This window comes from Tenacibaculum sp. MEBiC06402, from assembly GCF_049239625.1.
In the GTDB taxonomy this organism is placed as follows: Bacteria; Bacteroidota; Bacteroidia; order Flavobacteriales; family Flavobacteriaceae; genus Polaribacter.
The window spans coordinates 319,772-342,826 of record NZ_JBMKKT010000089.1 but is presented as its reverse complement, the minus strand read 5'-3'; the positions used below and the strand labels follow the sequence as shown (position 1 = coordinate 342,826).

The window sequence follows — 23,055 nt, the reverse complement described above, 5'->3', positions numbered from 1 at the left end:
GACTAGATTTTTTTGCTTCTTTTTTCATCAATGGAAAAAAGAATTAAAGATTTGTTTCATTATGAGAAGTAATAGAGATTCCCGCCTGCGCGGGAATGACAGTTTGGTTTGAAAGATTGTTTCATCCCGATACTTCGGGATTCGTAATGACGTTGGGTTCATATTATTTGTCATTAATAACTTCCCGGTGTTGAACTTGTTTCATCAATGGAAAAAAGAATGAAAGAGAACATTCTTTATAAATAGAATGAGATTCCCGCCTGCGCGGGAATGACAGGGAAAATGAGAGATTACTTCGTTACTAAATCCAGTATAGTATAAACTTCGCAATGATGTTTGGCTCTTATGACTAATTTCGATACTACTATGCTTAAATACCCTATACTCATGGTTTTAATAATGAAATCAGGTTGATTTTTTTACAATTTTGATGTGCACACTACCATAATTTACTTTCTATCAAATGTTTAGTGCGAAAGGGGGAATCTGAAAAACCTATTTTAAAAGAGTAGGAATCATTAAAAAACGACTACAAATGAGTATAAAATCTTTAAATGTTACTGTTGCTAATAATTTGAATGCTATAGTAAAAGACGGAAAAAATGTGAATGCAGTATTAACTTTCTATCCTGATGATGCATTGGAAGCATCAACTCCTCAAATTGGTGGAGGACAAAGCTACAATTTGCCGAAAGGCTTAGAATTTAATACAGATAATCCAAAAATGAGAATTCATCTTCACGCAAATCGATTTGGTGATATGGATGTTTTTAAGGAAATACCTGTTAATGCGAAAGAATTATACATTAATCTTCAAGGAACTTATAACGGTGAAGCCGATATAGAGTGTAATTTTAGCTAGTAAAGTTTATTTAAATGAAAAGCTGTTCTATTGAGCAGCTTTTTTTCGTAATTCATAGAATTTTCTAAATCTCGGGATTTTCAATGATGAGATTCCCGCCTTCGCGGGAATGACAGTGAGAACGAGAGATTGCTTCATCCCGAAACCTCGGGATTCGCAATGACGACATTCGTTTTACTCTTCATTACGAGGCTTGTGTCAAATATAATTTGACAACATGACGAAGTAATCTGTTCTTCAAAAAAAGGATTGCTTCATCCCGAAGTTTCGGGAGTTTCGAACTCCCTTTATAGGAATTAAAAAGATTCCCGCCTGCGCGGGAATGACAGTTTGGTTTGAGAGATTACTTCTTCCCTAAACCTCGGGATTCGCAATGACGGACTTGTCACATTGAGTTAAATTATGAGCAACAACGTGAAACATAATTTTGTATCGAGATGTGGTTTAGAACTTACAATTGGTTCTCGATACTCCCCGAAGCTTCGGGGTTCTCTCATTATCATTCAAGAAATTCACTCGAACTGACAAGTGAGTCCAAATTCTATTAAAACTGCTAATCAGGTTCTATCATAGAACAGTCAAAAATTATCATTCATGACCTCGAACGCTACTTCCATGATTAATTTACTTATAACCATGGCATTAAAAATAAAAGCTGCCGTTTAATTCATGATTTTTGATATGTACAATACACATTTGGCTGAAATGCTTGGTGTTTGTATGCTACTAGAATAATGTTTTAATAACGTATTTCTATTCTTCAAAACGCTAATGCTCTTCTTACGTTCGTTGGATTTTGAAGTAATAAAATCAATAACCATCTAACACATCCTTTCATTATGAAACACGAAAAATCTACATCAAAAGAACCGCAAAAATCTTCGGTAAGACCTTACAGAGAATGGGAGCCTGGACTTCCTAAAGGCGGTGAGTATAACGGAGCGCAATTTGGACTTTTATCAAAGCTCCACGGAACTTGGGTTAACTGGAAAGGCGGCCCAACAGGTTTGCATACAACACCGATGCCATCGCCAGGAACTTCTTCGGAAACAGTATTCGGAGTGTTCCATTTTAAATCTCAAGAATATAGAGAGCAACTTAAATTTACTCAAGTAAACGCTCCAGTTCGAAATAGAGGTGGATCAAACGAACAGTTTAATGCTGCAGTTAAATACGAAACCGCCATTATTGACAATCAAAATTTACTACAACACTTTGAAGACGGAATGTACCTTTGGCTTGGTGATAATATAATGCCTTGGAGTGAAGACAGTCCTTACCAACACCCACCAAACTTATTTAAACATCCATCTGATGAACAATCGGTAAAGGAAGATGGTGCAGAACCTGTTATGGGTCCAGGAGAATTAGGGCCTCAATTTATTCCGCCATACACAATTTCACGTTCAGGTGTTATTCCTCACGGAACAACAATACATATAACGGGTAATGCGCAACCACCAGTTGAAGGTAAAGCTCCGCATATTGCAGATTTGTGGGAACAACAATATTTGTCTGTATCTCCGACTATGGGAATTAATCCTGAAAAAGATCTTATTGCAGGATCTCGTCAAAAACCAGAATGGACAAAACTTCCTCGTGAAGCCCAAAATCCAGAAGGTGGACCAAGAGAAAGCGGAGTAAACAGTGGACGAGCGTACTTTGAAAAAATATTTAATTACGATAAGTATGGTGCAGAATTTCCATATACAGTTCAGCCAAACTTGAAGTTAATTGATGCTAACAAAGACCTAAAATTTAAAAAATACCAACTTATTGAACTAGACTCATTCCACGATACTGGTGTTCAAGGTGGAACCATCAATAATGTGATGATTCATCGTTATTGTAAAGTTACAAGAATGCGTTTCCGTATGTGGTTGGAAGAAGTTTATGACGAAGATTTTGGTGGTATTATTGAGCAATTGCAATATGAGCAAATTGTTGATTTTGAATTTATGTTTGGATCTGATGGAGGAACCACAAAATGGCCTCATATTCAGGTAAACACCTTACGAAGATTAAAAGACATTCCAGAAGATAGAAGATTACCAGGAATAATTATTCCATCGGAATCAGATCATAAAGTAAAAGGTGGTCCGGCTCCTATTGTTTGTCCAATGGGTCATTCAAAATAAATCAAAAAGCTCAACCTTAATAATTTACTACGGTTGGGCTTTTCTTACATCAACTCTTAATCATTAAACATGAAATCAATACCAAATAAAACAGATATACTTATTGTCGGTGCTGGAGTTTCAGGACTCTATGCTGCTTGGCGTTTATTAAAACAAGATTCTTCGAGAACAGTAACTATAGTAGAGCGACTTAACAGAACAGGAGGTCGTTTAGATACTGATTTAGTGAAAATTAACGATGATATAAATGAAACTGTTGTTGTAAAAGATGAAGAAGGTGGAATGCGTTTTACGTACGAAATGGAAGAACTAATGTCATTATTTTATGGACTTAAACTATGTAACCAAATAGTTGATTTTCCTATGACCACCAATCGTTTTTTTGTTCGTGGACGCAGTTTTACTGCAGATGAAGCTGCAGCTAATAACAATGCTATTTGGAGTGAGTTATACAACCTTGCACCAGCTGAACAAAACCAAAGCCCAGGAACTATATTAAACGTAATTTACAATCGCATTTTAAAAGCTAATAAAATAGATCGTGCTCCGGCAAATCCAACGCCTGAGTTTTGGCAAAAATTCCGACTTAACTTTACATGGAAAGGAGTAAAATTAAATCAATGGCAAATGGGCGGTTTATTAAGTGACATGGGATATACGAAAGAATGTATTTCTATGTTGGTTGATACCGTCGGATTTCAAGCTCCATTTTTATCGACTGTAAATGCGGGAGAAGCATGGCAAATTCTTGAAGATTTCCCGAAAAACCCACATTACAAAACATTCAAATTTGGATTTAGCACGCTAATTAATGCCTTACAAAAAGAGGTAGAAAATATGGGTGGTCAGATTTTTCTCAACACAAACTTAAACCAAATATCTTCCTCGAAAGAAGGAGGTTATGAGCTAGTGTTAAGTGAAGCTATTTCTAACAGCAAGAATACTTTTGAATCTTTAAAAGAAGAAAAGAAAACAACTATAAAAGCTTCAAAAGTAATTTTAGCCATTGCGAGTAAAGCAATGCAAAATGTTTTCTTAAACTCGCCGGTATTAAACAATGCGAAAAATGCAGCCCAAATCTGGGAAGATATTCACTCTGTAGTTAATATGCGTTTGATGAAAATCAACTTATATTTTGACAAACCTTGGTGGAAAAACGGCGAAACAGGTCAACCAGAAATTACTTTTGGTCCTTCTTTTACCGATCTTCCTATTAATGCAGTATATCCTTTTTATCCAGTAAACGGACCTTCTGATAATGAACCTGCTGCTCTTACTATTTATTGTGACTATAATAACACGAATTATTGGCAAGGTTTACAAAATGTAGGACCATTATTTGATTCCGAATTACAACGAGAACATAGTAAAGAACCGCAAACTTTATTTGCCGCCTCTCAAGAAGTGGTAAATGAAGCTTTAAAGCAATTTAAGTTGTTGTTTAAAACTCATTATGTTCCAGATCCTGTATTAACAAGTTATCGAAACTGGGATGGTGAAGATAATTTTGGATATGCGTATCATCAATGGGCTTTAAATGCCGACGATAAAAAGGTTATTGAACGAATGACAAAATTAATAGACGATGAGGAAATTTATACCTGTAATGAGTCATGGTCGGACATGCAAGGTTGGGTTAATGGTTCGTTGCGTTCTACTGATTTAGTACTTGCAAATTTTGGATTGAACAAAATAAATGAAGAGTATTTGGGATGCCCAAATCCTGATGCTTAAGCTTAACCATGTCTCAACGAAGTTCGTTGATGGGATTGTTGTAAAACAAATAGTTTGCTTCATTTGATTTGCAATGACGAAATTGTTACTTTAAAATACATTAATAAAAAAGCTGTCCGATTGGACAGCTTTTCTTTGGTTGATACTATTATACAATATGTGGTGTGTCGGTTATACATCCTCTTCCATTCCATGCACATTGCGGACTAGCAATACATTCTTGCTCCGTTTTTCCCGGGCAAGTGTTAAAAAACACTCCAAATCCTCCTGAAACCTTTTGTTGTTCTTGTTTACTTAATGTTTTTCCTAAATTTAAAATTGATTTTTTCATTTCATCTTTTATTTAAATGATACTTTAATTGAATATTTTAGAGTTTGTCAATAGCGCTGCATTATTTTTTTGGAGGTTCTTCTTCTCCACATGGAACACAGTTTGGAATTCCGTTTGAGTAGCCAGACAAACATAAGTCTCCTGAACAAGTTTTCCTGCTTCCGTTAATTGATTTTAGTGCTTTTTTATCAAGTACTATTCCTAAGTTTTTTAAATTATTCATAATTAAAAGTGTTTATGTTATTATTATTTCTTCACTGAAAAAAATTGTACAAAAAGTTGCTTTTTTATATAGTTCAGATGAGTTTGATATCAATTCGAAAACGTAAAAAAAGCGAACTAAATCCTGCTATATTATAATCCGCATGGATGTACATCCCCAAAAATTCCAGGTGCGCATGTTCCGTTATAACACAAGTATCCATACGAGCTATTATGCTTGTAATTACAACAGTCACTATCCGTTCGACATCTTAAAGAAGCTCCCCCTCCATGAACAGCTCTTTGTGCAGTTCTGTCTAATACTTTTCCTAAGTTTAAAATTGTTTTTTTCATATGTAAATGTTTTAATCAGTGGTTATATTCACTGCGATTTTGAAATGAATTTAGTCTGAAAAAAACAGGTATTAGAGTCAAATTCAAATTTGTAAGCGATTACTTCATAAACGATTTGTATTTAGCTACTTTTTAACACTTCACTTTACAAAAATTAGTAACTTTAGGAATATTTTATGTTTTATGAAAAAGGGAATTTGGTTGTTTATACTGCTGATGATAATTGTTGCTTGTGAAAAAGAGAATAAATCGTTTACCTCTCAACCACCCGATTTTTTCTATAAAAAAACTAAACAAGGTTTATCGAAAGATTCTTTAACGCATTACCTCGGTATTTTAAAAGAAATTCCAACTGAGCAGCTTTCCGATTCTTTGCAGGCTGAATATGCTTACATGACTTCCCGGTTTTATGACCGCTTACAGAATTACGATGCTTCCATTGAACAATTGATATTTGCCACTTCATTTACCGAAGAAAAAATAAAAAACAATAGAGAGATTCGTTTTTTCCGAGCTTTAAAAGAAACATATCTTCGACGAAAAAATGATTATTTAAATGCTGCTGGAGTTAATGAAAAGATGCACAAATTGCTCGACAGTTCTGACTATAAAAATAAGGCGTATGTGTTTCACTTTAATCAGCGTATTCAAACTGCTTTGGGGAAACCAGAAAAAGCTTTGTCGGCAAACAGAAAGAGTAAAAATCTGTTTTTAAAAGCAAAAGATACTACCAATTATTTAATAGCAACACTTGATGGTGCATCAATTTTAACTAGCTTGTCTAGAAATGAAGAAGCCGAACAGGAATTAAACAAGGTAGTGCCATTTAAGCGTTTATTATCTGCTGATATGGTATATCACCTTTACAGTTCACAAGGTTATACTTATAATAGTAAAAAAGAATATATCAAAGCTTTAAATGCTTATAAAAAAGCATTGTTATACGCTAAACAATTAAATCCTAGAACAGGTTTACAACGCGTTGCTCATTCGTATTTGAATATTGGTGTGATGTATTCGAAGTTGAATGATTTACCGAAATCAAAAGTGTATATCGATTCGGTTTTTCATAAAGGCATACAACATTTACGATTTACCGATCAACAAGAAGCATTGCGCACAAATCTTGAAATTTCTTATAAAGAAAGCGATAATTTTGATGCCGTTTCTTCTCGAATAGATTCACTCTTTTCATTTTTACAAAAAAGCAGTGATAAAAGAATTAATAGTGAACTTCAAGTTTTAAAAGAATCGTTTAAAAAAGAACGCAATTTACAAGTAGAGAAAAATGAGGCTGAAGTAAAAAGTTTAAAATTTCAACGTAATCAATATATCTTAATCGCATTACTTTTAATAGTGATTGTTTTGACTGTTTTAATTCTTAATTTTTATAGACAAAGGCGTTTTAAAATAGAAAAACAAAACTTCTTGTTACAACAACGATTATTGCGCTCACAAATGAATCCTCACTTCGTATTCAATAGCCTAAGTATGATTAAACAAAGTGTGGAAAACAATCAAAATCAATACGCAAAATACATTGTTAAATTCTCTAGATTATTACGAACTATTTTTGATAATTCTACACAAGATTATGTAGCTCTTGAAGATGAGCTTCAATCCATTGAAGATTATATCGAATTACAACAATTCAGATTCCCAAATCGTTTTGACTATACCATAGAAAATAAAATTTCATCGGAAAACGAATTATTAATTCCACCGATGTTATTGCAACCTTTCGTAGAAAATGCCGTCATACATGCGTTTGGGAAACTCAAAGAAAAAGGGAATTTATACATTGAGCTTTCTAAACAGCCAGATTTTATTACCTGTATTGTTGAAGATAATGGTGTAGGAATGAATAAAAACGATCTTAAAAAGAATTCTTCTATGTATTTGATTGATCAGTTTTTATTTAAAATGACTGGGAAAAAATTGATTATTACAAATCAAGAAGGAGCGATAGGCACTAAAATAGAAATTAAAATTCCTTATAAAGAATTGTAGATTATGCTAAGAGGATTGATTATAGAAGACGAACAGCACGTAAGAGAAGAATTACAAAAGTTATTAGTTAAAAACTTTGGTAATCACATAACAATTGTTGGAGAAGCTGCTTCGGTCAAAGAAGGTGTAAAATCGGTTTTAGCCCATTCTCCTGATTTAGTTTTTCTTGATGTGGATTTGGGAGATGGTTCTAGCTTTGAAATTCTAGAAATGCTTCCGAACATAAACTTCGATATTATTTTTGTAACGGGTTATGATTCACACGCTATCAAAGCGATTAAATTGGGCGCGCTAGATTATCTTTTAAAACCCATTGACGAAGATGAGTTTGTAGAAGCAGTTACCAAAGCAATTGAGCAAAAACAAGAAAAAATAAACAAGTCCAATTTAGTAGATATTGCCCGTAATTACTACAAAAACAATGAGCATACTAAAATTGTAATTAAGACTATAGAAGCGCAACATATCCTAAATTTTGAAGATATTATTTTTTGTAAATCTGAAGGTAATTACACTACTTTTTACACAATGGATGAACAAGTTATGGTATCAAAACCTATGAAAAAAATTCAAGCTTTGTTAGATGAGCGTATGTTCATAAAATGCCATCAATCGTACTTAGTAAATACAACCTACATTTCTAAATATTTGAATGATGGTTTTTTAGTAACTAAAAATGGTCATCAAATACCTGTAGCTACAAGAAGAAAAGACGAAGTTTTGAAGTTACTTTTTTAAACGGTAAACAAATTTGAAATAGTTGTACGCGAATTTGAACTCTTTTCTTTTCACCCAAAAATCAATGTTATTTTTATTCTCAACCTAAAAATTAAAGTAATATGAAGAATGTAAAATTAGTTATGCTAAGCTTGTTACTAGTTTTCTTGTCTTGTAGTGACGAAAAAGAAAACTTGCATGTCTTGGAATCACATGAAAAAGAAACGTTACATAGTGTGCGTGCAAAAGGGGGTGATAAAATAACATCAAATAATACTCCTTATTCTTTAAACGAAGAAGAAAACATGATGTATATGACCTCTTATCTTATCGGATTAACATTATTACAAGATCAAGCAGCAAGAGATTACTTTTATCAAGAACTAACGGGAAAACCGCTAAAAATTAGTTTAAGAGCTTTGTTAGATGGTACAGACAATCCATTTGAAATAGCTTTTAGAGCTCGTTATTATATTTATAATTGGAATACAGATCCAAAAGGAGAGCCAACTCCTCCTATCTCTTCTGCTGTACCGGATCCTTTAGAAAGAGATTATGCAGTGTTACACATGGGATATTTCACCTATTTCCATTTAATTTCTAACACCTATGATTGGGATATCCACTTACCTAACAAAAGTCTATTATTTAATTATTTCAACTTCAATCAATACTTAAACGATAAAGAATATATCATCAATTTATGGGATATGGATACTGGTTTATACGATGATGGTTTAAAAATGTCCAACGGAACTAAAACTTTTATTCCAAGTGGTTTTGACTACTCACAAGAGTTGAACAACTTATTAATTTTAACCTTACGAAATGCTGGCTCTTATTCCATATAGCTAATTATGTAAGAGAACTCATATAACCGTCTTTTTTAAAAAAGGCGGTTTTATTTTTTTACCTTAAAAATCCCAAATAGTTCATTTCCTTGTCTGGGTGGAATAGAATTATAGCATGGTTCAAAAGTTTGAACTTTAAAATATGATGAGAAGTAACTCAAATATTCTTGCATATTACCACCAAAAGGTCTGTTTTCCATATCTCCCGTTAGTGGAAAATTAAACCATAACCCTACTAGCTTTCCATTTGGTTTTAACAGTTCGTGCATCTTTTTTGCGTAGGCCTTTCTTGTTTCTGGTAATGGTGGAAACGAACAGAAAAAAGTTTGCTCTAAAATTAAATCGAACTGACCTTCAAATTCAAAAAAATCGTTCTCATGTAATTGTTCTAAAGGAAACTTCGGGTTTCTCTTGGCAAAAGCTGTTAAGGGTTCATTGGCTATGTCCAACACATGAACATTTGTAAATCCGTTATTGAATAAGTATTCAGCTTCATAAGAGTTTCCTGCACCAGGAATTAGTATTTTAAGACTCCTATCCGTTATCTGGTCGATATAATTCTGTAACGGAGGAGATGGTGCTCCTAAATCCCATCCAGTATTGTTTTCGTTATATCGTTGCGACCAATATTCTTTTGTTGTACTCACGTTGTTTAGTTTTTAATAGGTGATTCTTCATCTTGAGTTACCATTGGTCCTAATTTTTTTCCTCCTAGCAAATGCATGTGTAAATGAAAAACTGATTGACCAGAATCTTCGTTGATATTCATCGACAATCTATAGCCTGTTTCAGCAATTCCTTTTTCTTTAGCGAGCTTCTTTGCTATTAAAAACATCTTTCCTAAAACTAATGTATCTTCTTCAGTAACATCATTTATCGTCGGAATCTCTTTTTTAGGCACGATTAACAAATGAACAGGTGCTTGTAGTCTATTTGGTACAAAAGCAATAATATCGTCGTCCTCATAAGCTATATCGGCAGGAAGTTCTCTGTTTATAATTTTAGTAAAAACAGAACCTGCTGCTAATTTTTTCGCTTTCTTCTTTTGGTATTCTGCACTTTGGGCTGGTAACATAAATGATGTTATTAAGAATACAACAAATAAGATGTTTTTAAAATTCATTGGAAATAGATAAGTGTTTGTAAGTGATTTCAATTTAGAAATTATCGGATAAACTAAGTCATACATTATTGTTAAATATCTTTGTAAATAAAAAATCCAGTGAAGCTAACTTCACTGGATTTATATATTGTATTGAGTTTCCTTCTACGAGAAAACTTCAACTTTTAATTAGTCATTGATAATCCAAGACACATAATAAGTTTGTCCGATTTGACCAGTTCCTGGTGCAACAAAGTACTCGTCTCCGAATAAGTTTGTTCCTCCAATTTTGAATCTAGATTTAATTGATGGAATTCTATAGTTTAATTGCGCATCAATTACTGTTCTTGAATCAACATCTCCTTTTACAAATGTAGATACCCATCTGTATTTATCTAGCCATCTTCCGCTTACATTAAACCCAAAGTTTTTGAATACGTTTTCATTTCCTAACTGTGCTTTGAATGTATGCTTTGGTGTGTTAAAGTTTGGCTCGAAAAGACCTAAATCTTTATCATCAAAAGAGAAGTTAATATAATCATAACTTAATCCTAAATCAAAACGATTAAACACTTTTGTATTCACCGCAATACTTGCTCCGTAAGAATTTACCACAGATTTACTATTTGTAACAATGTTAAACTCTTGTAAGTTAGAATTTAATGCTTCTGCATCTAAAACTAAAATATTTGTGTCAGGATCGATAAATCCGTTAGCAACGTTTGGATCTTGTAACTGAGCAGCTGTTACTGGAGTATTTCCAAAAGGAAGTACTTTACCAGCTGTAGGAGTTAAAATATCCTGGAAGAATACAAAATCATTGTGGATACTGTAGAAACCGTTTACATCGATACTGATGTTATTTGTATCGGTAATTGGAAACATACTTCTATATCCTAATTCAATTGTTCTTACTTCTTCTGGTACAATAGCTGTATATGTTGACTTTTGGTAAAGTGGTCCTTGATAGTTTGTATCATCAGGGAATACCGTACGAGTTAATAATGAGTTGTTCATTACATCATCTCCTGTAATTCCTTGTACATCTAAAGTATTTAAGTTACTCCAAGCTGTTCCTAAGTTAATTTTTCTACCAGGTTGGTTGAATAAATACTGCTCTTGAATTGTAGGGTTTCTAAAACCTGTTTGATAAGATGCTCTAATAATATGGTTTTTATCTGACCCTAATGCATAGTTTACAGCAAAACGAGGTGAGTAATTTCCATCGAAGTTTTGAGACTTATCGTAACGAACAGATGCCGTTAACTTTAATCTTTCATCAAAGAATTTCTTTTGAATCTGAGAGTAAAAACCATATTCTTCTACACTAATAGTTTGATTTGCATCATTAAAAATAGTTCCGTTTGAATCAGGATTATATTGTCTATATGATCCACCTACTTGAATATCTGCCCAATCATTAACTAAACTTCTGAAGTTATAGTTACCATCTGCATGAACATAAGAACTTCTATCAAAAATTCTACTTCCTCCTTCAGTAATTAAAGTTGCTCTTACATCATCAAAAGCTTGTCTAAATTCAGATGTTCCAGGTTGTAATCCAAAACTATCAGCATACTCTCTTGCAGCTTCTAAGATTGAAATATCTCCTGTTATATTGTTCCAATCGACTCCGTTATTACTTAAACCAAGTAAATAATCAACACCCCAGCTACCAACTAAATTATTCTGTTGAGATCTAGCTGTAAGTACTGCTCCTGTAGCATCTATGTTATAACTATTACCAGCATCATTTCTTGTATGGTATGCTCTTACATAGAAGTTTTCTCCTTTTACTTCAAATTTAGATTGACCTATAGAATAATCTCTTTGTGCATATCTAGAATCATTTCCTTGTAATAAGCTATTTCCTCTAGCCATTCTAGTTGTAAAGATTAACTCTAATCTTTCATCTTCAAAAGGTCTGTAATGAAAAGATGCTGAAAACTTTAAGTTTTTAGATTTTTCATCTACTAATAAATCTCTTTCCGCATAACCAGTTCTGTACACTAAAGCATCTTGTGGTAATAACACATTAAAGAAATTAATTCCTATGTTTTGGACACTAATACTGTTATTAAATTCATCTCCATAAGTATTAATTCCATTGTAGTTTAATGGGTTATTAATACTACCCTCAGCGATTTCTCCTGTATCAATTAATTTATTTCTAGTATCATTCGCTAACCACTCGTGTGCTTCGAAGTAAGAAAAGTTTACTTTCGCTGCAAAATCTTCACCGAATTTGTATGCCATTCTAGCTGCAAAGTCATAAAATTTATTTGTTCCAGCTAATTCTTGATTGGTAACACCTGATTTAAACATAGTGCTGATTCCAGTAAAGTCAAATGGATTTTTAGTGTTCATTAATAACACACCATTATAGGCATTCGCCCCATATAATGCAGAAGATGCACCTGGTAAAATTTCAACATTATTAATATCTAATTCAGAAACACCTGATAGGTTACCCGCACTAAAGTTTAATGCTGGAGCAGCAGTATCCATTCCATCAACCATTTGCACAAATCTCGAGTTTGAGAAGTCAGAGAAACCTCTAGTGTTTACAGATTTAAATCCGTAACCTAATTCTCTAGATTGAACTCCTTTTAAATTCACTAATCCATCGTAAAAAGAATTAGCCGATGTTTTTCTGATATCCGTTAAACCGAAACGCTCAATGGTTACTGGCGATTCAATAATTCTTTCCGGAACTCTCGATGCAGAAATTACTACTTGATCTAAAAGAAAATTTTCTTTTAAAATTACATTTACTTTTTGGTTCGCTCTTGTAATTTCAACTGTTTCTGTTTGATGACCAAAAGCCGAAACTGTGATTGTCTGTGGGAAATTACCATTAATTGTAATAGTAAACTCTCCGTTGTCATTTGATGCAGTTGTTTCTGAACCACTTACAATTTTAGCTCCATAAAAAGGCTCTAAATACTCATTGTAAACTACACCATTAATTTTTACCTGTGCAAAATTTGCAATAGCACTCAAGGTAAAAACAATTACTAATAATTGTTTTTTAAACATTTTGGATTGTTGTTTAGGGATTGTAAATTATTATTCTTCTAATGAAAAGTTAATTGGGAAACCGTACTTAACAGCAACAGGCTTTCCGTCTTTTTTAGCTGGAGTAAAGCTTGTTAATTGCGTTACCACGCGTTTAGCTTCTTCATCTAAGATTTCCGCATTTTCAGGTCCTAATGTTTTAATGTTTCTAACATCTCCATTAGAATCAATAATAAAACGAACCCACACTTCACCTTGAACCATGTTTGCAACGGCTTCAGCTGGGTATCTGAAATGCTTTTGGATATGCTTAATCATTTCTTCATTAAAACAATCAACCATGTCTCCTTTCTTAGCTTTTTTACATCCAGTAAATAAAGGTAATTCATCTACTGTTGTAAATCTTTCTGCTTTTCTAACTTCCTCTAAAGACATGCTGTTTGTTAAAGCTGCAATGTCGGTAGCGGCACTTTTTTTCTTTAAAGAAAGTGAACTAGAAATACTAGGAGTTGTTTCGATTTCCGAAACTCCAGAAGTATTTAACGAAGTTGAACTAGCAACTGCTTGCTTTTTCTTTACTGCTTGTCTTTTCTTTAAAAATCTTTTAGAAGCAGATACTCTTACTGTAATCTGTCTAGATCTTTTACTTTTTCCTTTTTTCGAAGGTTTAATTGAGCATTTAGTAATACTAATGCTGTTAAGGTCTTCAACTGCGTTCTCTTTTGGAGTATCACAAGTTTCTTGACCAAATAGGTTTAGGGAGGCTAACAATACGACTACTAGTACTTTTATTTTCATATTCTATAAATTAATGCGTAGTTGTTAGTTTTGGGTTAAATTTTCGACTGCAAAAGTACTATATTTTTGAATATCTTTTACTTTTTAAGTTTTTTTTAACAAAAAAAAGGCTAGTACATTGGCTAGCCCTTATTCTGTCTATGTTTTTGACTATTAATTATTTATAGTCCAAGAGATATAATACTGAGATCCTATGATACCTGCTCCTGGTACAGTGGTGTAATTTTCTCCTGTTAGGTTTGTTCCACCCAATTTAATCTGAGATTTTAATTTTGGAATACCTAGACTTAATTGAGCATCTAAAACAAGTCTGTCTTCCACTATTGCATCAATAAATCTCGATTGATACAAGAACTCATCTTGCCATCTTGCATTTATTCCAAAACCAAAGTTCTTGAATAATCTTTCATGTCCTAACTGCAGCTTCACCTGATGCTTAGGAGTATTAAATGATGGTTTAAAGTCGATATTATCTGCATCTACTTTAAAATCAGAGAATGTATAGCTTCCTCCAAAATCGAATCCTCCTAATATTTTTGTTGAGAATCCAGCAGCAAAACCATAAGTATCAATTTTTGAGCTTGTATTTGTTCTTAAGATATAGCGCAGCATATCGTTTCTCACAACTGCCGTTGATGCCTCAGTTCCTGGAGTAGAATCTGGAGTTGCAGGATTGTCAACATCTCCATAAAAAGGAGCAAATACTTCTTTTGTTGTAATAAAGTCTTCATGGAAATTGTAGTAACCTACAAGGTCAAATTCAAAAAGTTTTCCTGCTAAATCTACTGCTCCCCTGTAACCTAATTCAAATGACTGCACTGTTTCTGGTCGTAAAACCTCTAACTCTGCTTTTTGTAACAAACTCAAATCTGGTGCATTACCTAATCTTACATCTGCTAAAAACGCATCTACTGATTCTGCTGTAAATGAGTTATTAAATGCGTTTTCACCTGTTAATGTTGCAGATATTGTAGGGTTCGAACGATATGGAGTTACTGTTACTTCTCTTGTTAAATTTTCTTCTACTGTTCCTAAAAACACTCTATCTCCCAGTTGTAATCCTAAATACTGATCTTGCGAAGTTGGGTTACGGAAGGCTGTTTGGAAACCGATTCTAAAGTTATGATCTCTTCTTTCTCCTACAGCATAAGAAAGTGTTGCTCTCGGTGAAAACTTACCTTCAAAGTTTCTTGCTTTATCAAAACGAGCTGTTGCAGTAAGTTTTAATCGATCGTCATTAAATGTTTTCTGAATCTGAGTATATATACCATACAAACGATGTCTAATTACTCCATCATCATCAGTATAAACTTGACCTTGAGAATCTAATGCAAAACTTCTAAAACTTCCTCCTATTTGAATATTTGCAAAATCAATATAATCTGACAGGTTTAAGTTAGCATCTGCATGATAATATCCTGTTTGGTCTATTAATTTCGCACCTCCGTTACTTAACGTAGTGTTTTTTGCTCTGTTTAAACTAGCCTCATATTCAGGTGTTCCTGGTAAAAATCTTCCTGTTTCTGCAACTTGTCGAGCAAAAGCGTGAGCTTGTTCATTTGTTGCTCCGGTAAATACAGATGCCAAATATGCCACACCATATTCTCCGAAATACGTAGCATGATCTTTCCAATCATTCGCCACATAAATACCTGCAAGTCTTGTATCTGTTGTTTGTCCCGCATCATTTTCCGAATAATAACCTCTAACGAAATAGTTTTTACCCTTTACCTCTACCTTATATTGTTGCATAAAACCTTGACGTTGGTCGTATCGGTTACTAGCATGAATTACATTGTCTGATAAATGGAATTTCGAAGCTAAAATTATCTCAGCTGATTCTTTTCCCCATGGTCTTACATGTAAAGCTCCATCAAAAGTTAAGAATTTCGTTCTGTAATTATTTAAATCCTCTTCTCTATAACCTACTCTTGAAACGTTAACATTGTCAACATTTAACCAACTTCCTGCTGGAATTGGTTGACCGTTTGGTAATAATTGGCCTCTATTTTCAAGACTTCTAATAATATCTCTTAGGTTAAACCCAATTTCATCACCGTATACATTTACACCATCATAACCTACATCATCTGCATGACTAAATCCATCTTTGATAACACCTCCTTGACCAGTAGTATTTCTATAATCTCTGGCGTACCAATCCTCACCATTAGTATAAACAACGTTCGCTTTCGCCGCAAAGTGCTCGCTAAATTTATATGCCATTCTTGCTCCAACATCATAAAAGGCATAAGCTCCTCTATCATCTTGCGTAGTCGCACCAGATTTAAAGTAAGTACTTACTCCAGCATCATCAAAAGGATTCTTACTTGTCATTAATAAGATACCATTAAATGCATTGGCACCATATAAAGCAGAAGCTGCACCCGGAAGAATCTCGACATTTTTAACATCAAGCTCGTTCAAACCAAATAAATTTCCGAATGAATATTCGAATACAGGAATAGAACTTTCGGCACCATCAACTAATTGTACAAATCTGTTATTAAGGGTGTTTCCAAAACCTCTGTTTGAAGTAATGATCTTTGTAGAAAAACTATTACCTAAAACATCAATTCCTTTTAAGTTACCCAAACTTTCGTAGAAATTAGGAGATGCTGTTCTTTTGATATACTTACCATCAATTCTTTCAATGGTTACTGGCGATTCCATAACTCGTTCAGGAGTTCTAGAAGCCGAAATAACAACCTGATCTAATACAAATGCTTCTTTCAAGATAACATTTAAATCGTCAGATGCACTGGTTACCTCAACAACTTCTCTCTGAAACCCAACAGAAGACACATTTAGTGTAACTGGAAACTTTTTAACATTAATAGTAAACTCACCATCTATGTTAGATGTTACCGATTTTCCTTCACTTGATGTAATAGTTGCACCTGGAAACGGTTCCAAATACTCATCAAATACTAACCCTGACAATTTGTTTTGTGCCACGAGTGTTAAATTTACTGCGCAGAAGAACAGTAGAAGTAATTTTCTAACCATAATAACTAGTTTGATTAATTGATTTTTGCTTTCTTAAAGTAAGAAAAATTTAATTATCTTCCAAAGAGAAGTTAATTGGGAAGCCATATTTTACAGAAGTAGGCTTTCCATTTTTAACTCCCGGGATAAATTTTGGCAAGTTAGAAACTACACGAATAGCTTCATCATTTAATATTTTCGCTCCTTTTGGACCAAGTGCTTTTATATTGGTTACATTACCATCTTTGTCAATTATAAAACGTACCCATACTTCACCTTGCACTTTGTTTACCAATGCGTCATCTGGATACCTAAAATGCTCCTGAATATGCTTCATCATTGCATTGTTAAAGCAATCTAGCTGATCATCTCCTTCCTCTCCTTTACAAGAAGGAAATAAAGGAATATCATTTACAGTACTAAATTTTTCAGCACTTCTTACCTCTTCTTTTGATAACGTATTTGTAAGTGCTGCTAGATTTGTTTTTAAGGCCACAGTTTTAGAAATACTGGTAGACTCATTGGTACTCGATAATCCAGAAGTACTTAAATTACTGGCACCAGCTACTAGCTTTTTTCTTTTCTTTAAAAAACGTCTTTTCGGAGCAGATACCCTTACAGATATTTGTCTAGCTCTCTTATCCTTTGACTTTTCTGATGGTTTTATAGTACACTTAGTAATACTATTTAAATCTTCAACTGCATCTTCCGGTGTTTCACAAGTGTCCTTTTGTGCATATAAATTAACTGATAAACCAATCAATGCAAAAACTATAAATTTTTTCATAATTTGGGGAATGACTCCTTGCATCAAAAAATTCTATACAAGGGAATTAAATATCAACTTTACACTAAATATGTTCCGAAGCAAAATTAGCAAAAAATCTACTACGAAATTTTAGCTATTGTTTTTTTGCTTTTTTTTAACTGTTTTCAATAAATTATTAACAATTATAGTGCCAGATAAATAGTATTAATACAAAAAATTGTTGTAAGGAAAGATTTTGGTGTGAATTTTAATTACCTCATCGTAAACCTTCTCCTTAAATTCTTCAATATTTGTTTTCTCTCCAGCAGAGATAAAACATACTTTATCACTTAAATCGTTAACCCATTTATGCTTCCAGTCGTCTAATGTAAAATGAGCTTTAGTCTTTTCTGTAACTAAATCATCTTCATCTATTGTCTCACAAATATAGGCGTCAATTTTGTTGAAGACCATGATTGTAGGCTTATTAGCGCTGTTTATTTCGACCAAAATATCGTTTACTGACGATATATGGTCTTCGAAGTTGGGGTGAGATATATCAACTACATGTATAATAAGGTCAGCTTCTCTTACCTCATCTAAGGTAGATTTGAACGATTCAACCAACTGTGTAGGAAGTTTTCTGATAAAACCAACCGTATCGGTAAGTAAAAAAGGAATATTCTTTATAACCACTTTACGCACAGTTGTATCTAATGTAGCAAACAATTTGTTTTCAGCAAAAACATCACTCTTACTAATTAGATTCATTAAGGTAGATTTACCCACATTTGTATAACCAACTAACGCAACTCTAACCATTTTACCTCTGTTTTTTCTTTGAACAGACATTTGTTTGTCAATAGTTGCGAGTTTCTTTTTTAGTAAGGTGATTTTATCGCGGATGATACGTCTATCGGTTTCTATTTCTGTTTCACCGGGACCTCTCATACCAATACCTCCTTTTTGTTTGTCAAGGTGTGTCCACATTCTTGTTAAGCGCGGCAATAAATATTGGTATTGAGCAAGTTCAACTTGTGTTTTCGCAGAACTAGTTTGTGCTCTTCCAGCAAATATATCTAGGATTAAATTGGTTCTATCAAGAATTTTACAATCTAAAACTCTCTCTATATTTCTTAATTGCGCAGGTGACAACTCATCATCAAAAATAGCTGTTCCTACATTGTTTGCGTCAATATAATTTTTTACATCTTCTAACTTACCTGATCCTAAAAAAGTCTTAGGATTTGGTTTGTCTAGTTTTTGTAAAAATCTTTTTACAGGAACACCTCCAGCAGTTATTGTTAAAAACTCTAATTCATCTAAATACTCCTCTGCCTTCTCTTCGTTTTGTAATTGAGTAATAACTCCAATTAACACTGCTTTTTCAGAAATTGCTTCTCTTGTTTCTATCATACGTCACAAAAGTACAAATTATAAGAATTGAAAAGGAAGTAATATGTTATAATAAGGAATTAATTCTTGGTACATTGGTACACAAATGCAGGAGGAATATTAATTGCTTCAAATTGAACAGACACATTCTTCTTACCAAATACCTTCTTCAAGTTTTTTAAATAATTTAATGAATATTGGAACTGAATATACTTACCTCCTTCTTTTAGAATTTCATGAGATTTATCTAAAATACTCATTGAAATTTCTTTTGGGATAATTGATAATGGAAGGCTAGAAACAACATAATCTGCTTCACTGAATGAAAGTTTTTGTATTTCCTTTTTGACATTTTCTGCAGAAACTTTCAGTACAATTAACTGAGGATGATTAATTTTTTGCAATTCATTATAGAAGTTTTCATTTATTTCAAAGCAAATTAATGTGGTATTTGGATTAATTTTTTGAAGTAAATGCTTTGTTATAGCACCGTTACCAGGACCGAGTTCGACTATAACATTTGCTGATGCAAAATCAATACCTTTTAACATCCTATCAGCTAAAAATCTTGAGCTTGGTGCTATGGTACCAGATGTCTTGGCAGTAGCAATCGCTTCTTTAAAAAAATTAAACTTTTTCCCCAAAAAAAATGATCTATTTGTATATTTATAAAAAATTGCTTCGCAAATATGCGTATTTTTAAAGACTTTTTAAGGGTATTTTTCCCTAATTTATGTGTTGGATGCTCCAACGAGCTACTTTATTCAGAAACTATTCTGTGTAATTTCTGTAGTAACGATTTACCTATTTTAAAAATAGACGACTACACAGATAATATTGTTACAAGTTCTTTTTACGGCAGAATTCCGATTGAAAAATCAGTTTCTTTTCTCTTGTTTCACAAAAAGAATTTGGTACAAAAATTAATTCATGAATTAAAATATAAAAACCGAGAAGATATTGGAGAGTATTTAGGAAATTCCTTTGTGAACAGTATTCAAGAGGGACAATTCATGAGAGATATTGACTACATTATTCCTGTGCCAATTCATTCAAAAAAACTAAAAAAGAGAGGCTACAATCAAGTTATGAGTTTCTGTGAAAGTCTTAGTTCTGAGTTTAACATTCCTATACAAAATGAGATATTAGTTCGATTAACAAACACAAAATCTCAAACTTCTAAAACAAGACTAGCAAGAGCCGAAACCATTGGTGGCGACTTTTATTTACAAAACAAAAGTTTATTGGAAAACAAACACATCTTGTTGGTTGATGACGTAATTACGACGGGAGCAACTATAGAGGCATGTTGTAAAGAATTGTTAAAAACTGAAAAATTAAAAATAAGTGTTTTAAGTATTGCGTTTACAGAAAATACATAGCTCGTTTTTTACTACTTTTGAACTTACTTAAAATACATTTCTTGTGAGGTTTTTTAAATACTTGTTTTTATTATCATTCATTTTAGTTGCGCAGAGTTGTGCGAGAAAAGGTACTCCCAACGGAGGTCCAAAAGATGAAGATGCTCCAATTATGGTAATTGCAAAGCCTGCATATGAGAGCCTTAATTTTAAAGGAGATAATATTAGAATTTATTTTGACGAGTATGTTGTACTTCGCGATTTAAATAAAAAACTAATCATTTCTCCTCCTTTTAAAACTCCTGCTCTAATTACACCACAAGGAACTCCGAGTAAGTATATAAACATCAAAATTTTGGACACTTTAAAAGAAAATACTACGTATACTTTTAATTTTGGGGATGCTGTTCAAGACAACAATGAAAATAATAAAATCGAGAATTTTAAATATGTTTTTTCTACAGGAGATTTTATTGACTCTTTAACTGTAAAAGGTTCTGTAATTGATGCTTTGGCTAAGAAAAAGGATAAAAATTATAATATACTTTTATACAAAATTGATTCAACCTACAACGACTCAATTATTTACAAAAGAAAGCCTGATTATGTAACCAAAACTTTTGATTCTATAAACTTTAATTTTACTAATATTAGTGAAGGAAAATATAAAGTTTTTGCCTTAGAAGAAGAAACTTCAAATTATCTATTCAACTCAAAAACAGATCGTATCGGTTTTCTTGAAGGTGAAATTTCCTTACCAAAAGACAGTATTATTAGCAAATCTTTGGTGCTTTTCAGTGAGAATCAACCTTATGAATTTAAAAGAGGTAAAGAAATTAAAAAGGGGAAAATTCAGTTTGGTTTTACTGGAAAACAAAAAAACATTAAGGTTCAATTAATATCTGATGTTCCGAAAGATTTTTCTTATTTCACCAAGCTTACCAAAGAGAAAGATTCTTTGAATTTTTGGCATACTCCAATTGAACTTGACTCATTAAATTTTATAATTACCAATGATAAGAGCATTGATACAACTCGCGTCTTATTAAGAAAAAAACAAATTGATTCACTTTCTGTTTCTACGAATATTAAGAGTAGAAGTTTACACTTCAAAGACACTCTTAAATTAACAACCAATACTCCAATTGCGAGTTTTGATAAAGAAAAGTTTAAACTTACAGTTGCAGACTCAATTGATTTAGATTTTGAAGTTAAAAAACTAGACTTTGATCAGCTTGCCGTTTTATTTGACATGAAAACGCAATCTAAATATAAATTAAAAGTGTATCCGAAGGGTATCGAGGATTTATATAAAACACAAACAAAAGACACCTTAAATTACCTTTTTATTACCAAACAAGTGGAAGATTATGGTGCAATAGCAATTGATATTCAAAAAGAAGTTGAAAAACCTCTAATTGTGCAATTACTAGCCAATGACAAGGTGGAAAAAAGTGTTTACATTACATCATCTCAAAAAATAGAGTTTAAGCTCTTAGACCCTCAGAAATACACCTTAAAGGTTATTGTTGATGAAAATGAAAATGGAGTATGGGATACTGGTAATTATTTATTGAAAAAGCAACCTGAAAGAATTGTCTATTACGAAGAAGTCTTAGAATTACGAGCCAATTGGGTTATTAATGAAACGATGACAATAAAAAAAGAGAGTCCCTAAACTCTCTTTCGTTTTACCTTCTCCTATTTCTCAATCTTTTAAAGAGAGAAATCTAGAGAAAGTTCGTACGATAAAGGAACCGTTATACCTTTTTTCTTTGCTGGTGTAAACTTTGGAAGTTTAAGTATTAAATTCTTGGTATAATTTCCTAATATTTTATCTTGATTTTCATCAATTACTTCTTCAATTTTAATCTTTCCATCTTTATCAAAAAGAAATTTAACTGTAATTTTACCTGTAATATTTTCATCTATCGCTTCTTCTGGGTATTCAAAATTATTTTGAATATGTTTTGCTATTTCACCTTTAAAACATTTAAGAATTGAGATGTCATTTATTCCATTACAAGTATCAAAAACAGGAATAAAATCTACTTCGGTAAGTCTAAAAGCAGACGAACTTAGTCTATCTGTAACAAGTTTACTTGATGGAATGCTAGATTTAGTGTATGTTTTTAAACCTTTTGCATCTAATTCACTAACGGCTTTTACAGCCTCCTTCGCTTTTGTTATTGAGACAACGTCTGGTTTTCTTTTTCGGAGAAACCTGTTATTATCATGACTCAATTTTAAAAAGATTTGGCGTTCAGGCTTATCTTTCGCTTCAAGTTTGTTGTTAATAGCCTTACATTTATCAATAGTATTTAAATCTTCTACTACTACAACTTTGGAAGTACAGGTGTTATTTGTTTGTGCGGTTATGATGTTTACTAAAAACAAGTAAACTAACAATCTTAAGGGGGTTTTCATTTTCGGGGGGGATGTTAAAT

The 23,055-nt window shown here is 32.7% G+C and carries 20 protein-coding genes; 8 read left to right on the top strand and 12 right to left on the bottom strand.

Annotation, left to right across the window (positions count from 1 at the left end; genetic code table 11):
• Window positions 1-535 precede the first annotated feature (535 nt).
• From ACOSP6_RS06500 to ACOSP6_RS06490, 3 genes are all read left to right on the top strand, one after another.
• A complete protein-coding gene (locus tag ACOSP6_RS06500) occupies window positions 536-862 on the top strand; it encodes a hypothetical protein (RefSeq protein WP_422094763.1) in 327 nt (108 codons plus the stop codon).
• Window positions 863-1,701: 839 nt separating this feature from the next.
• Window positions 1,702-3,000, top strand: coding sequence for a peroxidase, FMP-type (locus tag ACOSP6_RS06495; protein ID WP_422094764.1), 1,299 nt, complete (start codon window positions 1,702-1,704; stop codon window positions 2,998-3,000).
• 69 nt (window positions 3,001-3,069) lie between these two features.
• Window positions 3,070-4,734 (top strand): flavin monoamine oxidase family protein, encoded by a 1,665-nt coding sequence (locus ACOSP6_RS06490; protein WP_422094765.1) that lies wholly within the window; start codon window positions 3,070-3,072, stop codon window positions 4,732-4,734.
• 148 nt (window positions 4,735-4,882) lie between these two features.
• On the opposite strand, the gene ACOSP6_RS06485 is transcribed toward ACOSP6_RS06490, so the two are convergent.
• The 3 genes from ACOSP6_RS06485 to ACOSP6_RS06475 form a co-directional block, all read right to left on the bottom strand.
• Window positions 4,883-5,065: a hypothetical protein gene (locus ACOSP6_RS06485; RefSeq protein WP_422094766.1), complete on the bottom strand. Its 183-nt coding sequence runs from the start codon at window positions 5,063-5,065 to the stop codon at window positions 4,883-4,885.
• Between the two features lie 61 nt (window positions 5,066-5,126).
• Entirely contained in the window at window positions 5,127-5,288 is a 162-nt protein-coding gene (locus ACOSP6_RS06480) for a hypothetical protein (protein WP_422094767.1), read from the bottom strand.
• A 131-nt stretch (window positions 5,289-5,419) separates the two neighbouring features.
• Complete coding sequence (locus tag ACOSP6_RS06475; protein ID WP_422094768.1) at window positions 5,420-5,620, bottom strand: hypothetical protein; 201 nt, start codon at window positions 5,618-5,620, stop codon at window positions 5,420-5,422.
• Between the two features lie 183 nt (window positions 5,621-5,803).
• Here ACOSP6_RS06475 and ACOSP6_RS06470 point away from each other — a divergent pair, with 183 nt between their 5' ends.
• The 3 genes from ACOSP6_RS06470 (at window position 5,804) to ACOSP6_RS06460 (ending at window position 9,198) form a co-directional block, all read left to right on the top strand.
• Window positions 5,804-7,630: a histidine kinase gene (locus tag ACOSP6_RS06470; protein WP_422094769.1), complete on the top strand. Its 1,827-nt coding sequence runs from the start codon at window positions 5,804-5,806 to the stop codon at window positions 7,628-7,630.
• Between the two features lie 3 nt (window positions 7,631-7,633).
• Window positions 7,634-8,368 carry a LytR/AlgR family response regulator transcription factor gene (locus ACOSP6_RS06465; protein ID WP_422094770.1) on the top strand — a complete coding sequence of 245 codons (735 nt, stop codon included), beginning with the start codon at window positions 7,634-7,636 and terminating at the stop codon, window positions 8,366-8,368.
• Between the two features lie 101 nt (window positions 8,369-8,469).
• Entirely contained in the window at window positions 8,470-9,198 is a 729-nt protein-coding gene (locus ACOSP6_RS06460; RefSeq protein WP_422094771.1) for a hypothetical protein, read from the top strand.
• A 50-nt stretch (window positions 9,199-9,248) separates the two neighbouring features.
• On the opposite strand, the gene ACOSP6_RS06455 is transcribed toward ACOSP6_RS06460, so the two are convergent.
• From ACOSP6_RS06455 to ACOSP6_RS06420, 8 genes are all read right to left on the bottom strand, one after another.
• The gene (locus ACOSP6_RS06455) at window positions 9,249-9,845 is read right to left on the bottom strand and encodes a methyltransferase (RefSeq protein WP_422094772.1); all 597 of its coding nucleotides are present in this window, start codon (window positions 9,843-9,845) and stop codon (window positions 9,249-9,251) included.
• Between the two features lie 5 nt (window positions 9,846-9,850).
• The gene (locus tag ACOSP6_RS06450; protein ID WP_422095586.1) at window positions 9,851-10,273 is read right to left on the bottom strand and encodes a histidine triad nucleotide-binding protein; all 423 of its coding nucleotides are present in this window, start codon (window positions 10,271-10,273) and stop codon (window positions 9,851-9,853) included.
• Between the two features lie 216 nt (window positions 10,274-10,489).
• Window positions 10,490-13,339 (bottom strand): TonB-dependent receptor plug domain-containing protein, encoded by a 2,850-nt coding sequence (locus ACOSP6_RS06445; RefSeq protein WP_422094773.1) that lies wholly within the window; start codon window positions 13,337-13,339, stop codon window positions 10,490-10,492.
• Between the two features lie 30 nt (window positions 13,340-13,369).
• On the bottom strand, window positions 13,370-14,116 hold the full coding sequence (locus tag ACOSP6_RS06440) for an energy transducer TonB (protein WP_422094774.1): 747 nt from the start codon (window positions 14,114-14,116) through the stop codon (window positions 13,370-13,372).
• Window positions 14,117-14,269: 153 nt separating this feature from the next.
• A complete protein-coding gene (locus ACOSP6_RS06435; RefSeq protein WP_422094775.1) occupies window positions 14,270-17,074 on the bottom strand; it encodes a TonB-dependent receptor plug domain-containing protein in 2,805 nt (934 codons plus the stop codon).
• A gap of 100 nt (window positions 17,075-17,174) precedes the next feature.
• Entirely contained in the window at window positions 17,175-17,891 is a 717-nt protein-coding gene (locus ACOSP6_RS06430; RefSeq protein ID WP_422094776.1) for an energy transducer TonB, read from the bottom strand.
• 186 nt (window positions 17,892-18,077) lie between these two features.
• Complete coding sequence (hflX, locus tag ACOSP6_RS06425) at window positions 18,078-19,268, bottom strand: GTPase HflX (RefSeq protein ID WP_422094777.1); 1,191 nt, start codon at window positions 19,266-19,268, stop codon at window positions 18,078-18,080.
• A gap of 59 nt (window positions 19,269-19,327) precedes the next feature.
• A complete protein-coding gene (locus tag ACOSP6_RS06420) occupies window positions 19,328-19,891 on the bottom strand; it encodes a class I SAM-dependent methyltransferase (RefSeq protein ID WP_422094778.1) in 564 nt (187 codons plus the stop codon).
• Between the two features lie 45 nt (window positions 19,892-19,936).
• Between ACOSP6_RS06420 and ACOSP6_RS06415 the strand changes: the two genes are divergently transcribed.
• Both ACOSP6_RS06415 and ACOSP6_RS06410 read left to right on the top strand, forming a co-directional pair.
• Window positions 19,937-20,629 carry a ComF family protein gene (locus tag ACOSP6_RS06415; protein ID WP_422094779.1) on the top strand — a complete coding sequence of 231 codons (693 nt, stop codon included), beginning with the start codon at window positions 19,937-19,939 and terminating at the stop codon, window positions 20,627-20,629.
• A gap of 43 nt (window positions 20,630-20,672) precedes the next feature.
• Window positions 20,673-22,286, top strand: a complete 1,614-nt coding sequence (locus ACOSP6_RS06410; protein ID WP_422094780.1) for an Ig-like domain-containing protein — start codon at window positions 20,673-20,675, stop codon at window positions 22,284-22,286.
• A 38-nt stretch (window positions 22,287-22,324) separates the two neighbouring features.
• Here the strand turns inward: ACOSP6_RS06410 and ACOSP6_RS06405 are convergent, their stop codons facing one another.
• Window positions 22,325-23,035 carry an energy transducer TonB gene (locus tag ACOSP6_RS06405; RefSeq protein WP_422094781.1) on the bottom strand — a complete coding sequence of 237 codons (711 nt, stop codon included), beginning with the start codon at window positions 23,033-23,035 and terminating at the stop codon, window positions 22,325-22,327.
• Window positions 23,036-23,055 lie beyond the last annotated feature (20 nt).

What these genes read in the sequence shown, in the direction of transcription:
- ACOSP6_RS06490 (WP_422094765.1), top strand. Translation starts at nt 3,070, where the DNA reads ATGAAATCAATACCAAATAAAACAGATATACTTATTGTCGGTGCTGGA.
- ACOSP6_RS06465 (WP_422094770.1), top strand. Translation starts at nt 7,634, where the DNA reads ATGCTAAGAGGATTGATTATAGAAGACGAACAGCACGTAAGAGAAGAA.
- ACOSP6_RS06485 (WP_422094766.1), bottom strand. Translation starts at nt 5,065, where the DNA reads ATGAAAAAATCAATTTTAAATTTAGGAAAAACATTAAGTAAACAAGAA.
- ACOSP6_RS06445 (WP_422094773.1), bottom strand. Translation starts at nt 13,339, where the DNA reads ATGTTTAAAAAACAATTATTAGTAATTGTTTTTACCTTGAGTGCTATT.
- ACOSP6_RS06430 (WP_422094776.1), bottom strand. Translation starts at nt 17,891, where the DNA reads ATGAAAAAATTTATAGTTTTTGCATTGATTGGTTTATCAGTTAATTTA.
- ACOSP6_RS06470 (WP_422094769.1), top strand. Translation starts at nt 5,804, where the DNA reads ATGAAAAAGGGAATTTGGTTGTTTATACTGCTGATGATAATTGTTGCT.
- ACOSP6_RS06480 (WP_422094767.1), bottom strand. Translation starts at nt 5,288, where the DNA reads ATGAATAATTTAAAAAACTTAGGAATAGTACTTGATAAAAAAGCACTA.
- ACOSP6_RS06475 (WP_422094768.1), bottom strand. Translation starts at nt 5,620, where the DNA reads ATGAAAAAAACAATTTTAAACTTAGGAAAAGTATTAGACAGAACTGCA.
- ACOSP6_RS06460 (WP_422094771.1), top strand. Translation starts at nt 8,470, where the DNA reads ATGAAGAATGTAAAATTAGTTATGCTAAGCTTGTTACTAGTTTTCTTG.
- ACOSP6_RS06440 (WP_422094774.1), bottom strand. Translation starts at nt 14,116, where the DNA reads ATGAAAATAAAAGTACTAGTAGTCGTATTGTTAGCCTCCCTAAACCTA.
- ACOSP6_RS06415 (WP_422094779.1), top strand. Translation starts at nt 19,937, where the DNA reads ATGCGTATTTTTAAAGACTTTTTAAGGGTATTTTTCCCTAATTTATGT.
- ACOSP6_RS06495 (WP_422094764.1), top strand. Translation starts at nt 1,702, where the DNA reads ATGAAACACGAAAAATCTACATCAAAAGAACCGCAAAAATCTTCGGTA.
- ACOSP6_RS06450 (WP_422095586.1), bottom strand. Translation starts at nt 10,273, where the DNA reads ATGTTACCAGCCCAAAGTGCAGAATACCAAAAGAAGAAAGCGAAAAAA.
- ACOSP6_RS06405 (WP_422094781.1), bottom strand. Translation starts at nt 23,035, where the DNA reads ATGAAAACCCCCTTAAGATTGTTAGTTTACTTGTTTTTAGTAAACATC.
- ACOSP6_RS06500 (WP_422094763.1), top strand. Translation starts at nt 536, where the DNA reads ATGAGTATAAAATCTTTAAATGTTACTGTTGCTAATAATTTGAATGCT.
- hflX (WP_422094777.1), bottom strand. Translation starts at nt 19,268, where the DNA reads ATGATAGAAACAAGAGAAGCAATTTCTGAAAAAGCAGTGTTAATTGGA.